Here is a 15,280-nt window from a genome sequence, read left to right as displayed (position 1 = left end):
TTTCGTCAAAAAATTCGCGTGGAACGCTTGTAAACCGCCCGCTGTTAGTTTATAATACACTTGTAGGCGAATCTGCAGATTTATGCAGTATTGCCTTAAATAAGGTTTTCTTTCGGAGGCGGTATGTTGAAGGTGATTCTTGTTGCGTCCGGTAAGGGCGGCACAGGAAAAACTTCCCTTACAGCGGGCGTAGGCGCGGCTCTCGCGCAGCTTGGCAGCAAAGTGCTGCTGATTGACGGCGACTGCGGTCTGCGCAATCTGGATATCGTGCTCGGCATGTCCGACCGGGTGGTCTACTCGTTTGCCGATGTGGCAGGCGGCGCGGTCCCCCTCGCGGATGCCATGGCGTGTCATCCGGATATGAAAACGCTGTACTTACTCACTGCACCGGTGGCGCTTCCCGCTCTCAGCGAGCGCGGCATGGAGCAGCTGGCTGTGCAGGCCGAGGATGCCGGGTTCGACTACCTGCTGATCGACGGTCCCGCCGGACTGCCGGCTGAGCTTTCCTTTCTGGCGCATATTGCCACGCAGGCGATCATCGTCACCTCGACCGACCGCGTGTGTGTCCGCGGCGCAGAACGCTGCGCCCGCAAGCTGGAGGAGGAATACTGCATCCAGCGCATCCGCATGGTGCTTAACCGCGTGCGTCCGCAGCTTATCAGCCACGGCAAATCCGGCAACATCGACGACGCGATGGACGAAGCGGGACTTCCCCTGCTTGGTCTCGTGCCCGAGGATGTGGACCTCATTTCGTGCAGCAACAGCGGCAGGAGCATTCATGCCGTCAAGCACACGGGCGCGGCTCGCGCCTTTGTGAATATCGCCCGGCGGCTCAACGGCGAGCGTATTCCACTTAAATTGTAAGAAATCTCGAAATAAATATACAGGAAAGGGGTTATTCCTGATGAACATTGCACTGATCGCACATGACCGCAAAAAAGAACTGATGGTACAGTTTTGCATGGCATACTGCGGTATTCTTGCAAAGCATAACATCTGTGCCACCGGCACCACCGGCAAATTTGTTGAAGAAGCTACCGGTCTGAAAATCGACAAGTGCCTTGCGGGTATGCAGGGCGGCGAGGAGCAGATCTCCGCGCGCGTAGCCTACAACGAGATCGACCTCGTGCTGTTTTTCCGTGATCCGATGTCCAACGCACAGTACGAACCGGACGTTCATGCGATTTCCCGCCTGTGTGACATGCACAATATCCCGATTGCAACCAACTCGGCAACCGCTGAAATGCTCATCCTCGGTCTGGACCGCGGTGATCTGGATTGGCGTAATATTGTCAACCCGAAGAACAAAAAATAAACAATAGCATTCGTTGCACCGGATCGGGTACGCCAATTCGGTGCATACGTCTGTCTTGAGGAGAATCAAAATAGTTATGGAAAAAGTAAAACCCAGAACCTTATCCGGCTTTATGGAGCTGCTTCCGGCACCGCAGGTGCAGATGGAGCGCATCATGCAGGTACTGCGCGAAACCTATGCGCTGTACGGCTTCTATCCGCTGGATACCCCGCTGATCGAGTCCTCCGAGGTGCTGCTTGCCAAGGGCGGCGGCGAGACCGAAAAGCAGATCTACCGCTTCACCAAGGGCGACAGCGATCTGTCCCTGCGATTCGATCTGACCGTACCGCTGGCAAAGTATGTTGCCCAGCACTACGGCGAGCTGACCTTCCCGTTCCGCCGTTTCCAGATCGGCAAGGTTTATCGCGGTGAGCGCGCACAGCGCGGTCGTTTCCGCGAGTTCTATCAGGCGGACATCGACGTCATCGGTGACGGCAAGCTGGACATCATCAACGAGGCCGAGGTGCCGAGCATCATCTACAAGACGTTCACCTCCCTGGGCCTCGAGCGCTTCAAGATCCGCATCAACAACCGCAAGGTGCTCAACGGCTTCTTTGCTATCCTCGGTCTGACCGAGAAGGCTGGCGACGTGATGCGTACCATCGACAAGCTGGAGAAGATCGGCGCAGAGAAGGTAAAGACCATTCTGGTCGAAGATTTCGGCGTGGAAGCTGCTACGGCTGACGAGCTGCTGAAGTTCATCGAGACCCCGGGCGGCACCGAGGGTATCCTCGCGGCGCTGGAGGGATACAAGGGCAGGAACGAGGTATTCGACCTCGGCGCAGAGGAGCTGAAAACTGTTGCAACCTATATGCAGGCGTTCGGCGTTCCGGCTGACCACTTCGAGATCGACCTGACGATTGCCCGCGGTCTGGACTACTACACCGGCACCGTTTATGAGACCGCTATGCTCGACCATCCGGAAATCGGTTCCATCTGCTCGGGCGGCCGCTACGACAACCTTGCCGAGTATTACACCGACAAGCAGCTGCCGGGCGTTGGCATTTCCATCGGCCTGACCCGTCTGTTCTACGTTCTCGGTGAGCAGGGTTATCTGAACGACCAGATGAACAAGGCACCGGCAGACGTACTCATCCTGCCGATGACTGACGACATGGGCGCCGCTATCAAGACCGCTACCGCTCTGCGTGAATCGGGCATCCGCACCCAGCTGTACAGCGAGCAGAAGAAGTTCAAGCACAAGATCGGCTACGCCGACAAGCTGGGCATTCCGTTCGTTATCTTCCTCGGCGAGGATGAAATTAACGCAGGCGTGGTCGCTGTCAAGGATATGGAGAGCGGCGAGCAGGTCAAGATTTCGCTTGACGAGGCAGCTAAGCTGATTCATGACGGTCTGGCGAAGAAGAACGCAGGCAAGGTCATCTGCGACAAATAAATCGCTAAATTGCAGGGCGGGTGCCCCCCCGCCTTTAGTAGAGATAGATTTTCAACTGAATATGGAGGGATTGTTTATGAAACAGCTTATTTACGGCGGTATTCTCATGATAACCGGCATGCTTGGTGTCATTGCGGCTATTCTGGCGCTTTCCGCGTCGATTGCCGACAACGCTTCCATTATGTTCCTTATCGCCTTCGCCGGCATCATTCTGTTTGCGGTTATGGCCTTTCTCGGCTATTATGAGCACGTTCGTCCGGCGATGAAGGATAAGGACAATCAGTAACTTACCATCTATATTTCAGCTAATTCGTGCAACAGCGCGTATTAAATAGAATTTGCTCTGCAAATCAAAACTGTAATAAACAAATCTTAAAGGATTGATAAACATGAATAACACATCTATTGCAGGCATGAAGCGCACGCACATGTGCGGCGAGCTTCGCCTGGAGCACGCAGGCCAGACCGTTACCGTAAACGGCTGGGTTGACCGCGTGCGCGACAACGGCGGCGTTCTGTTCCTGCTGCTGCGCGACCGCGCAGGCATCGTGCAGTGCACGTTCGACAAGTCGGTCAACGCCGACCTGTTCGACATTGCCTTCACCTGCCGCACCGAGTTCGTTGTAGCGGTAAAGGGCAAGCTGGTGGCCCGCGATGAGGCAGCCATCAACAAGAAGATGCCGACCGGCGAGGTTGAAATTATTGCCGAGGACATTCGCATTCTGTCCAAGGCGGAGACCACCCCGTTTGAGATTGACGACACCAAGGAGGTCGGTGACCAGATTCGTCTGAAGTACCGCTACCTCGATCTGCGCCGTCCGTCCATGCAGAAGAACCTGATGCTGCGCCACCGCGTAACGCAGGTTGCCCGCAACTACTTCGACGAGCACGGCTTCCTCGAGATCGAGACCCCGATGCTGACCAAGTCCACGCCGGAGGGTGCGCGCGACTACCTCGTGCCGTCCCGTGTGCATCCGGGCAAGTTCTACGCCCTGCCGCAGTCCCCGCAGCAGTACAAGCAGCTGCTCATGCTGTCCGGCATGGACCGCTACATTCAGATCACCCGCTGCTTCCGCGATGAGGATCTGCGTGCTGACCGTCAGCCGGAATTCACCCAGATCGACCTCGAGATGTCGTTCGTTGAGCAGGATGACGTTATCGCCGTCAACGAGGGCTTCCTCCAGCGCGTATTCAAGGAAGTGCTCGATGTTGACATTCAGCTGCCGCTGCCGCGCATGACCTGGCAGAACGCCATGGACAAGTACGGCTCGGACAAGCCGGACGTTCGCTTTGGCTTTGAGATCAAGGATATTTCCGACATTGCCGCAAACTGCTCGTTCAAGGTGTTCAAGGACACCGTAGCGAACGGCGGTACGGTCCGTCTCATCAACGTAAACGGCTACGCGGACAAGTTCCCGCGCAAGGAGATCGACAAGCTCGGCGAGTTCGTCAAGACCTACCGCGCAAAGGGCCTTGCATGGATGAAGCTCGCCGCAGACGGCAGCATGACCTCCTCGTTTGCCAAGTTCCTGTCCGAGGACGAGATTGCAGCCATCAAGGAGCGCGCAGGTGCAAAGGAGAACGACCTGCTGTTCGTTGTTGCCGACGCAAACTGGCAGACCGCCGCTGTTGCTCTGGGCGCGCTGCGCTGCGAGCTGGCTAAGCGTCTGGGCCTTGCCAAGAAGGACGACTTCAAGCTGCTGTGGGTCACCGAGTTCCCGCAGTTCGAGTACAGCGAGGAGGAGAACCGCCTCGTTGCCATGCACCATCCGTTCACCGCACCGATGGACGAGGATATCCCGCTGCTGGACACCGATCCGGCCAAGGTTCGTGCCAAGGCTTACGACATTATCCTCAACGGCTGTGAGCTGGGCGGCGGCTCCATTCGTATCCACGATCCCGAGCTGCAGACCAAGATGTTCGAGGCCCTCGGCTTCACCGAGGAGAAGGCCAAGGAGCAGTTCGGTCACCTGATCACTGCGTTCTCCTACGGCGCACCTCCGCACGGTGGTCTGGCTTACGGTCTGGATCGTCTGTGCATGCTGCTCGCCGGTCTGGATTCCATCCGCGACGTGATCGCCTTCCCGAAGGTTCAGAACGCGTCCGACCTGATGATGAACTGCCCGGATATTGTAGACGACAAGCAGCTGGACGATCTCTCTATCGCAGTTACCCGCGTAGAGGAAACGCCTGAGGCATAAATTCTAACGACTTGAGAAGCCGCTGCGGAAACACCACAGCGGCTTTTCCGTTTCTGCGAAAGGAGCAACTTTTTTTGAGCATTGAACACAAGGTTCAAAACGAAACCGGAAGAAATCCGTACCGAATCGGTGCAAACGTACTGCTGCTCGTTGCGTTTTTCCTGCTGTTCCATCCCCTGCTGAGCAGGGGCTCGCTGATGTATCAGCCGACCATCTCGCACTGGCTGACCGCAGGCGCATTTGTACCGCTGGTGCTGCGTCCGTGGCGCCGCAACCACCCGTTTGCGGAAAATCACACGCGGCTGTACGCGGCGGTTCTGCTAGTGCATGACGTGCTGCTGTTCCTGTCTGCGGCGGCTGTCAGCCTGATCCTGGTGGAATACATGGTCAAGGGCTGTGTCATCACGCTCAAGCAGTCTTTTTTTCAGGGTTGGATCTGCTATGTGGCGGTTTACGCCGCGGCGTATCTGATCTGCGGCAACGTGCGTATCGGCGTATGCCTCGGCATGGCAATTTCGATGATCCACGGCATGATCGACCACTACGTTATGCTGTTCCGCGGCACGCCTGTCATGCTGAGCGACATTGCCGCCATCGGCACGGCAGCCAACGTGTCCAAGGGCTACTCTGCACCGATAGAGCTTTCCGTGCTCCGCGCCGCGGCGGCGGCTGTGCTGTTCTGCGTGAGCGTGTGCCTGATGCAGCGCAGCTTCAAGGTGCACAAGCGCTGGTACTTCCGCAGACTGTTTTCGCTGCCGTGTGTGCTCGTGCTGGCGTTCATCGCCTACACCGGCATCCAGACGGTCGGCACCGGACTGGCGTTCTGGCAGTCCAGCCGCCAGTACAGCGAGATTTTCTACTTCCTGCGCTGCGCGACCAGCTCGTTTGTCAAGCAGCCGGAGGGCTACAGCGCGGACGCGCTTTCTGCCGCACAGAGCGAATTTACCGGCAAACAGGGCACGAAAACGCCCAATCTGATCGTGATCATGAACGAATCCTTCTCGGATCTCGGCTCGGTCGGTGCGCTTGAGACCAACGAGGACCCCATGCCGTATGTGCACAAGCTGATGCAGGGTCAGGAAAACACCATCAGCGGTCAGCTGACCGTTTCGACCTTCGGCGGCGGCACCGCCAACACCGAGCTGGAGTTCCTCACCGGCGATTCGATGGCGTTCCTGCCGTACAACTGCTCGGCGTATCAGGTGTTCATCAAGAGCGAAATGCCCAATCTGACCTCGGGTCTGGATTCGCTCGGCTACCAGACGGCGGCGATTCATCCCTATCTGTCCACCTCGTGGAACCGCACGAACGTCTACCGCTTCTTCGGCTTTGAAGCGCAGTATTATCAGGACGATTTTGCCGCTGACGCCGGTCGTGTGCGCGATTATATCAGCGACAGCGCAAGCTACAAGAAGATTTTCGAGCTGTACGAGAGCAAGAGGGAAAACACGCCGCTGTTCGTGTTCAACGTAACGATGCAGAACCACGGCGGCTACGACTGGGACGGCGACGGTTACTTCGACAAGCGCATCTGCCTCACCGGCGAGGAGCAGGACAAGTACCCAACGGTCGACCAGTACCTGTCGCTCGTGCGGTACAGCGACGATGCCGTGCAGGAGCTGATCAGCTACTTCTCCAAGGTGGATGAGCCGACGGCGATCGTGTTCTTCGGCGACCACCAGCCCAATCTGCCGGAGGACTTTTACAACACCCTGCTCGAGAGTCAGCGCGGCAATCTCTCGGATGCCGAGCTGCGCCAGAAAAAGATGGTAACGCCGTTCTTCATCTGGGCGAACTACGACATCAAGGAGCAGACAAACATGCAGATCAGCGCGAACTATCTGTCCGCGTATGCGCTGAACGCGCTCGGCTGCTCGACCTCGGGCTTTGACCAGATGCGCCTTGCCCTGCAGCAGCAGATTCCGGTGATGAACGTCAACGGCTACCGCCTGCCGGACGGCTCCTGGTATCCGCAGAGTGAACAGCCGGAAAACGACCTGCTGAACGATTATCACCATGCGGAATATGCGCAGATTTTTGACGCAAAAAATCGCAGCGATGAATGGTATACACCGTAATTCCGTACAGAATCCCCACTTTATGTGGGGATTTTTTCTTGTAAAAAAGATACATTTTTACGAATTTTTTCGTTGTTATTGATAATTTTTTAACGTTCACTTTGTAAATCCGCTTTTAGTTAACGTCGAAATGCACAAATACGCCTTCTTGTTTATGTGCAAGTATCCAAAGTGCAAAAAAAGTAAAAAAAATGTTTTGCTATAGCCTCTGTATAGTGTTAAAATAACTCTCGGACAAACGGCAACGCGGTTTGCCCATTCGACAGATCTTCAGTCCTTCGATTGATGGTCTTGTTTTTTGGGATCTTGCGGGCACGCGCACGCAAGCGCAGACCGAGGCCGTCATTCAGAAATCGTTCCGGTGGATTTTGAGGGATCTCCGCCGGGACACGAAATTTTTACAAGGGGAGAAAAAGATGAACTTCGTAAACTCCATGGCGTTTACCGCGATCACCTTCGTGGCGTTCACGGCACTCGTCGCACTCATCTCGTGGTGGAAAACCCGCGGTGACAACCTCGACACGCAGGACGGCTACTATCTCGGCGGCCGCAGCCTGACCGGCCCGGTCATTGCCGGTTCTCTGCTGATGACCAACCTTTCCGCAGAACAGCTCGTTGGCAACAACGGTCAGGCAGTTCGCGTCGGCATGTCCACCATGGGCTGGGAGGTAACCTCTGCAATCGCTCTGGTAATCCTCGCATTCGTACTGATGCCGAAGTACCTGAAGACCGGTCTGACCACCGTTCCGCAGTTCTTTGAGCAGCGCTACGACGAAGGCACCCGCCGTCTGGTTTCCATCATCGTACTGCTCAGCTACGTTGTAATCATGCTGCCGAACATCCTGTACGCAGGCGCACAGGTATTCGTAAACATCTTCGGCATTGACAAGATGTTCGGTATTTCCCGTTTCGCAGCAATCGCAATCGTATGTGTTGCAACCGCAATCATCGGTTCTATCTACGCCATCTTCGGCGGCCTGAAGGCAATCGCACTGTCCGACTCCATCAACGGCCTCGGCCTGATCGTCGGCGGCCTGCTGGTTCCGGTATTCGGCTTCATGTTCCTGTCCGGTCAGCTCGGCGGCGACGGCTCCTTCGTGGACGGCTTCGACAAGTTCCTGCACACCAATCCGTCCTACCTGAACGCCATCAACGAGGTTAACACCCCGGAGCCGTGGCTCCCGTGGCCGCTGCTGTTCACCGGTCTGCTGGTCAACAACATGTACTACTGGGCAACCAACCAGTCCATCATCCAGCGTACCTTCGGTGCTAAGAACCTGAAGGAAGCACAGAAGGGCGCCGTATTTGCAGGCTTCCTCAAGATCATGACTCCGCTGATCATCGTTGTTCCGGGCGTTATCTGTGCACTGGCTTACCCGGGCATGGACTGGGGTTCCGGCGACTCCGCTTACCCGATGCTGGTAGCACAGGTTATGCCGAAGCCGATCCTGGGCTTCTTCGCTGCTGTAATGTTCGGCGCGATCCTGTCCTCCTTCAACTCGGTACTGAACTCCGCATCCACCATCTACGCACTCGACATTCACCGTCCGCTGTTCAACCCGACCGCATCCGATGCCCGCATGGTTAAGATCGGTCAGAACTTCGGTACTGTCGTAGCAGTTGTTTCCACCATCATGTCCCCGTTCATGCTGTACATGGGCGGCATCACGAGCTTCGTAAACTCTGCTTTCGCTGCGTTCAACACCCCGATCTTTGTTTGCCTGCTGTGCGGCTTCTTCTGGAAGAAGGTTCCGGCTATCGCTGCTAAGATCGTCATCCCGGTACACGTTGTTCTGTACTTCATCCTCCAGTTCGGTCTGCGTAACGTAATCCCGGCACTGAACAACATCCACTACCTGTACTTCACCGCGATCCTGTTCGTATTCGACATGCTGCTGATGTGGGTAATCGTTAAGAAGCATCCGCGTGCAACCGATTTCGAGCTGAAGGACGTAGGCGCTGTAGATCTGACCCCGTGGAAGAACGGCAAGATCTGGGCTACCGTTACCCTGCTGATCATGGTTCTGGCTTATGTAATCTTCTCTCCCCTTGGCTTCGGCAAGAGCGAGAAGACCACCTACCAGAACTACCTCGAGAATCAGACCACTGCTTCTGTTTCCGATTCTGTTCAGTAATGCAACTCAAAACGACCGTCGAAAGACGGTCGTTTTAGTTTGTCAAAAAAGTCGGTATTGAACCAATTTTATCATATCGCGCGGCAGCGCGCGTTAAATAGAATTTGCTTTGCAAATTCATAAAAACCGGGAGCGTGTATCTCGGTTTTTATACCTTAAGAGGGAAAAAGTTTCCGTATGGGAACTTTTGGACGACTTTGGAACGGCCTACGGTCCGTTCCTGCTTGTCGGCGAAACTGTAGTTTCGCGACAGCCTGAAACGACCGTCAAAAGACGGTCGTTTTTTTATGCCTATCCCCTATGCAAATCATGCAAAACGTGCTATGCTAATACTAAGGCGAGAACGCCCGCACAAGGAGGAATCACCATGAAGGAACACTATAAAGGTATCGGCCATATTGCGATTTACACCGTAGATATGGACCAGAGCATTGCATTTTACGAGATGATCGGCGGCAGTGTATTCAAGCGCGACGGCGTAGAGACGCCGGAAGGCCTGAAGAAGCTGGCACTCGTTGAATTCGGCGGCTTCCTGCTCGAGCTGATCGAGCCGCCCGCAGGCACGCTCGTGCCGTCCGGTGAAGGCAGCATCCCGCACTTTGCCGTTTACGTTGATGACCTCGACAAGACCGCGGCTGACCTCAAGGCGGCAGGCGTTATCAGCTTCACCGCACCGGAGAAGAAGGTGCTGCCGAATACCTTCGGCGGCCTGCAGAACTGGTTCTTTACCGGTCCGTCCGGTGAGCAGATCGAGCTGCTGCAGATGCTGTAAAAAAAGAACTCCTCCCGTCTGTATCGATGGGAGGTGTTTTTTATGCAGCCCGCTCTACGGAAACTATTTAATTCGCTCCTTAAAAATGAAACAGCATACAAATAAAAAGCACAACCACCACACTAATTCTCAATTCTCCCTTATTCAGCCCTCAAGCGACAAAAAAGCTCCCAACCTCACGGTTGGGAGCTTTCGTAAACCTAAAGCGAGTTTATCGCGCGCTATTAATAGTGGCGGGACTCGAACAGGTGATCCTCGATGCGCTTGCGGGCAGCCTGAACCTCAGCCTTCTGAGATACCTCAGCTACGCCTACACGCCACCAAGCCTCGTAACCTGCGGACATGGTCTTCGGCAGAACCTTCATGTCGATCAGGGTGGAAACGGTCTGCTTCTTGGAATCCTCGATTGCAGCCTTCAGCTCGTCAAGAGTCTTAACGGTGTAGGTCTTGCAGCCGTAAGCAGCGCCGATTGCAGCGTAATCTACCTGGATTACCTTGCCCTTGTGTACGCCGTTGGTTACGCCTTCCTCAAGCATGTTCTTCTCGGTGCAGATGGAAGCATTGCCGTTGGAAACCTCGAGGTTGTTGATGCAGCCGAAGGAAGCGTTATCGAACAGCATAACGTTGATCTTGTGGCCCATCTGAACCGAAGTGATCAGCTCAGAGTGCAGCATGTCGAAGGAACCGTCGCCGCACATAGCGTAAACTTCCTGATCCGGGCAAGCGATCTTAGCGCCCAGAGCGGAGGCAACCTCGTAACCCATGCAGGAGTAACCGTACTCCATGTGGTAGGTGTTCTCCTTGCGGGCACGCCACAGACCCTGCATGTCGCCCGGCAGAGAGCCTGCTGCTGCACATACGATAGCGTTGTCATCAATGAGATGGTTGATGGTGCCCAGAACGGTGGTCTGGCACAGCTTGCAGCCGGTATCCTCGATGTACTTCTCAACGCACTCACGGTTGTCGTCGTTGCACTCCGGGGTGAAGTGCTCCTTGTCGGTGTACTCAACCTTGTCCAGACGCTCAACCTCAGTCCACCACTCCTTGCGCAGAGCAGCAACTTCCTCAGCGTAAGCCTTGTCGGTGTGGTAGCCGATCTTAGCCAGCTCCTCGCCGATAGCAGTCAGAGCCTCGTTTGCGTCAGCAACGACCGGCGTAGCGTCCATCTTGTAAGCCTGGAACTCAGACGGGTTGATGTTGACGAACTTAGCGTCGGTGCGGTACAGCCACTTGGAAGCGGTGGTGAAGTCGGTGTAACGGGTGCCAACGCCGATTACAACGTCAGCCTCGTGCGCCAGCTTGTTTGCAGCGATGCCGCCGGTGGTGCCCAGACCGCCGAGGTTCAGCTCGTGATCCCAAACAACAGCGGACTTGCCGGCCTGGGTCTCGCCGAATGCGATGCCGAAGTCCTCAGCGAACTTCTTGAATACCTTGTGTGCCTCAGCATAACGAACGCCGCCGCCGCAGATCAGGAGCGGCTTCTTTGCGTTCTTGATGACCTCAACAGCCTTGTCCAGAGCGTACTTGGTAACCGGACGGCGGTCAACGCGCCATACGCGCTTCTTGAAGAAGTCAACCGGGTAATCATATGCTTCAGCCTGAACGTCCTGCGGCAGAGAAATTGCAACAGCACCGGTGTTAGCGGTATCGGTCAGAACACGCATAGCGGAGATCATGTCGGTCATAACCTGCTCCGGACGGTTGATGCGGCCCCAGTACTTGGTAACAGCCTGGAAAGCATCATGAGCGGAGATGGACAGGTTCTGCGGCTGCTCCATCTGCTGGAGAACCGGGTCCGGCTGACGGGAAGCGTAGATGTCGCCCGGCAGGATCAGAACCGGAATGTTGTTAGCGGTAGCGGTTGCAGCAGCGGTAACCATGTTGCACGCGCCGGGGCCTACGGAAGAGGTGCAGGCGAAGATGGACTTGCGGCGCATCTGCTTAGCGTAGCCAACTGCAGCCAGAGCCATGCCCTGCTCGTTCTTGCCCTGGTAAACAACCATGTCCTTGAGCTCCTGCTCAACGCCGTTAGCGAAGCCAACTACGTTGCCGTGGCCCGGCAGCATGAAGATGCCCTTAACGAACTTGTGCTCCTGCTCGTTGCCATCCATATCAATGTAGCTGATATACTGGTTCTCGAGGAAGCGAACGAGTGCCTGAGACGCAGTCAGACGAACGGTTTCCATATGAATCATGTTGGAAATCCTCCTAAATAGAATACAAATAATGATGAATCAAAGCCAGTCTCCAACAAGCCTTGACTTAGCACCCTCCCTCTCCAAAAGGAGGGGCAAGGGAACCATAGGTTCCCAAACGCACGAGACAGGTCTCGTGCCTGCCGCGCGCACGCGGCAGATGCAGTTCCTTATCAAAGTCCAGCTCCGCCGGACTTTGATACCCCTGCCTGCGCCGTGGCGGCGCAGCCACCTTTGCCGTGCAAAGGTGAGAGGGGTATCGCCAAAAGTTTCTACGGAACTTTTGGCGTATATAGGGGAGACGGAGTCGCCCCTATAAGCGGCAATCAGTTGCCGCTCGGGCAGTGCCAGATATGATCGTTGGCATCGTCCTCAAGCAGCCACAGGTGCTCCTCGTCGTCGATGCGGGTCTTGTCCCACGGGTCGCCCGGCAGATGACGGATGCCCCATGCGTAGCAGCAGGAGTAACCCGGTGCGGTTACCTGAGAGTGCATCTTATCGGTGATGATAGCCAGACCGTTGTGATGGGTCTCGTAAATCTCGCCGTTGCCCCAGCCTGCGCCGAAGCCCATCGGCTTGTCGAAGCGGTAGAAGTAGCACTCCGGCTGCGGATGATGATGCGGCGGGTAAGAGGACCACTTGCCCGGCAGGTTGACAACCTCGCCCAGTACCATGTTGGAGTACGGTGCGTTGTCCAGATCGAAGCAGGTGCGTACATCACGCTTGATGCAGCCCATCAGCTCGCCCTTGTTGCCGCGTGCCCAGGTATCGGTGTCTTCCGGCTTGTACATCTTGCTCGGGAAGGTCTTTTCGTTCAGCGTCTTCTGGATGTAGATGTTGCACGGACCGTGTGCGATGATCTCGAACTTTACGCCCTTGCAAACGTGCAGGCAGGACGGGTTGTAATCGAACGGATTCGGACGGTCTACGTCGTAGGACTCATTCTCCCACTTGATGGTGCACTTGCCGTCGAATACCAGTGCTGCAACTTCCTTTTCAGGCTCCTCGCAGCTCCAGGTGTCGCCGTCTTCCATCACGAGGAGCGCAACGTCCATCATGGCATCCTTGCCGATGCCTTCGTCAAGACGGATGTACTCGTTGTATCCGCGCTTGACCTGCTTATCCATGTACATAGGAATTCCCTCCAAAAAATAATTTTTTGGTGCGGTGACCGGTATATCCCACCCGATCACGCAGATTCAGCTGTGCAAAACAGCCTATCTATTATCATTATACCACGCCATAACAGCCAGTTTCAACCACTCATTGAACGGATTCGGCGCGGTGCGGAAAGGCTTTGTCATTCAGCACAAAAAACAACATGGTTTTTCTCGCAAATGATACAACAAAAATACGATTGGTTTGTGTCGCACTCTTGCCTTCCCTTCCTTTTTCATCTATAATTATAGCAGATATTTAAAGGATTGCTTGCAATTTCTTCAGCAGTAATAACACGATTTTAAGGTATGCACGCAGTATGTGCATAAGAAAGGATTTTCGCCATGGATGCAGCCCGCCGAGAGAAAAAAGAGCACGGCACGCTTGCGTTTCCGTTCCAGATCTACCCCGCGTTGGACGGCAGCGAGGCCGATGACAGCGATTTCATCCCCTATCACTGGCACCCGGAGCTGGAAATCATCACGGTGGACGCGGGCCACGTTTCGCTCACCATCGCTGACCACACCTACGAGGGCACGCACGGCGATGTGTTCTTCGCCGCCGGTGAGGAATTGCACGAAATTCGTGCCGCCGGACGGGAAAATCAGTTCCGCTCGTTCGTGTTTGCGGCGGATTTCCTACAGTTTTCGCGTGCCGACCAAAGCGAATTCGCGCTGCTGTCGCCGCTCGCCGAGGGACGGCTGCGGTTTGCCACCTGCATCCGCGCCGGTGAACCCGGGCAGAGTGACATCCGTGCGCTGCTCGCACAGATCGTGCGCGCGTGGCAGGTGCAGGCGCCCGGCTGTCAGCTTGCCGTGAAGGCCGCGCTGCTCGGCATTGTGGCCGTGTGCGCGCAGTACGACAGACTCATCGGACATCAAATGCGCCCGGGCGCGGACTATAAGGCGCAGCAGCTGAAGGAGATCGTCGGCTACCTCGGTGAGCATTTCACTGAACCGCTCTCGCTGTCGGCGGTTGCAGCAGAATTTGGGCTTTCACCGCAGTATTTCAGCACCTTTTTCCGGGATAATTTCGGAAGGACCTTCACCCAGCATATCAATTCCCTGCGGATCGAGCAGGCGGCGCGTCTGCTCCGTGAGACCGATCTGCCGGTCATGGAGGTCGGGTTTCGCGTCGGATTTGATAATTTCAGCTACTTTATCAAGCGGTTTCGGCTTGTGTATGGCGTTTCGCCGTCGCATTATCGGAAAAACAGTTTAACTTAAACACGAGATTTGTTTTCTGCACCGGCTGACCGGAGTGCTCGAACTGCGTCAGCGTGTTCGCCCTAACGGGGCGGCTCCTTTTCTGCACCGATTGTGCGGGGTACGCGAACTGCGTTAGCGGGTTCGCCCTTTCCGGGCGGGGAGTTTTTCGCTGAACCTCAGCAGGGATTCGCCGTCTGCGGACGGCGGGAGCATCGCGGCGCCCGCCGCGGGGGCAAAAAGGAAGGACAACCTGCGGTTTTCCTTCCTCTTTGGACTCCTACCTTTCCCTTGCTTCCTAATCTGGCGCAAATTTCCTATGTGTGACCGCTCCGAAAAGGAGTACGGCAGAGGATTTTTTCTACCGTATCTTTCGCAACCTGTTCGCAGGGTCAGATACATTACTGCTACACATATGGGTTCATCTAAGCAGGCGCGACATAACAGTGTCGCGCAATTTTTTTGCGCGTTATACCGGAAGGCACCTGCGAATTTAGGTGTTTGGTACAATTTATCCTCGCAGGTGCTGTCTATCATAACGCGCTAACGAGTTGCGCGGCACTGCTATGCCGCGCCTGCGAAGACTTTCCGGTCTGTGTAGCAGTAATTTATCTGACGCTGCGAATATGTCGGGACATGGGAGCACACTGTGCTCCCCTACGGAAGAAAAAATCCTCTGCTGTTCCCCTATTTTCGCAGCGGTCACATGTCGGCAATCTACGCCAGGCTAAGAAATAAAAGGAAGTGGGAGTTAAGAGGGTAGAAACCTTGGTGTCTACCCTCTTG

Annotated in this window: 11 protein-coding genes; 9 read left to right on the top strand and 2 right to left on the bottom strand. The window is 55.5% G+C overall.

What is annotated here, in order from left to right; genetic code table 11:
* Positions 1-123 precede the first annotated feature (123 nt).
* The 8 genes from DWZ82_RS02900 to DWZ82_RS02865 all read left to right on the top strand — a co-directional run bounded on the left by DWZ82_RS02900 (position 124) and on the right by DWZ82_RS02865 (position 9,936).
* Positions 124-864, top strand: a complete 741-nt coding sequence (locus DWZ82_RS02900) for a nucleotide-binding protein (protein ID WP_118478605.1) — start codon at positions 124-126, stop codon at positions 862-864.
* A 40-nt stretch (positions 865-904) separates the two neighbouring features.
* Positions 905-1,315, top strand: coding sequence for a methylglyoxal synthase (locus DWZ82_RS02895; protein WP_110437294.1), 411 nt, complete (start codon positions 905-907; stop codon positions 1,313-1,315).
* A 76-nt stretch (positions 1,316-1,391) separates the two neighbouring features.
* The gene (gene hisS, locus DWZ82_RS02890; protein ID WP_118478603.1) at positions 1,392-2,750 is read left to right on the top strand and encodes a histidine--tRNA ligase; all 1,359 of its coding nucleotides are present in this window, start codon (positions 1,392-1,394) and stop codon (positions 2,748-2,750) included.
* Positions 2,751-2,826: 76 nt separating this feature from the next.
* Positions 2,827-3,036 carry a hypothetical protein gene (locus DWZ82_RS02885; protein ID WP_118478601.1) on the top strand — a complete coding sequence of 70 codons (210 nt, stop codon included), beginning with the start codon at positions 2,827-2,829 and terminating at the stop codon, positions 3,034-3,036.
* Positions 3,037-3,139: 103 nt separating this feature from the next.
* Positions 3,140-4,951, top strand: coding sequence for an aspartate--tRNA ligase (aspS, locus tag DWZ82_RS02880; protein ID WP_118478599.1), 1,812 nt, complete (start codon positions 3,140-3,142; stop codon positions 4,949-4,951).
* 74 nt (positions 4,952-5,025) lie between these two features.
* Positions 5,026-7,029 carry an LTA synthase family protein gene (locus DWZ82_RS02875; protein WP_118478597.1) on the top strand — a complete coding sequence of 668 codons (2,004 nt, stop codon included), beginning with the start codon at positions 5,026-5,028 and terminating at the stop codon, positions 7,027-7,029.
* A 416-nt stretch (positions 7,030-7,445) separates the two neighbouring features.
* Entirely contained in the window at positions 7,446-9,164 is a 1,719-nt protein-coding gene (locus tag DWZ82_RS02870) for a solute:sodium symporter family transporter (RefSeq protein WP_118478595.1), read from the top strand.
* Between the two features lie 367 nt (positions 9,165-9,531).
* Positions 9,532-9,936 carry a VOC family protein gene (locus tag DWZ82_RS02865; protein WP_118285092.1) on the top strand — a complete coding sequence of 135 codons (405 nt, stop codon included), beginning with the start codon at positions 9,532-9,534 and terminating at the stop codon, positions 9,934-9,936.
* Positions 9,937-10,160: 224 nt separating this feature from the next.
* Here the strand turns inward: DWZ82_RS02865 and iolD are convergent, their stop codons facing one another.
* Positions 10,161-12,122 (bottom strand): 3D-(3,5/4)-trihydroxycyclohexane-1,2-dione acylhydrolase (decyclizing), encoded by a 1,962-nt coding sequence (gene iolD, locus DWZ82_RS02860; RefSeq protein WP_118478780.1) that lies wholly within the window; start codon positions 12,120-12,122, stop codon positions 10,161-10,163.
* A gap of 335 nt (positions 12,123-12,457) precedes the next feature.
* Positions 12,458-13,264, bottom strand: a complete 807-nt coding sequence (locus DWZ82_RS02855; RefSeq protein WP_117555212.1) for a 5-deoxy-glucuronate isomerase — start codon at positions 13,262-13,264, stop codon at positions 12,458-12,460.
* 369 nt (positions 13,265-13,633) lie between these two features.
* On the opposite strand from DWZ82_RS02855, the gene DWZ82_RS02850 reads away from it, so the two are divergent.
* Positions 13,634-14,515, top strand: coding sequence for a helix-turn-helix transcriptional regulator (locus DWZ82_RS02850; protein ID WP_118478593.1), 882 nt, complete (start codon positions 13,634-13,636; stop codon positions 14,513-14,515).
* Positions 14,516-15,280 lie beyond the last annotated feature (765 nt).

It is taken from the genome of Butyricicoccus sp. AF35-5AC (genome assembly GCF_003477715.1).
In the GTDB taxonomy this organism is placed as follows: domain Bacteria; phylum Bacillota; class Clostridia; order Oscillospirales; family Butyricicoccaceae; genus Agathobaculum; species Agathobaculum butyriciproducens.
Note: the sequence above shows the minus strand (reverse complement) of the source record. Positions and strands in the feature narration are given on the sequence as shown.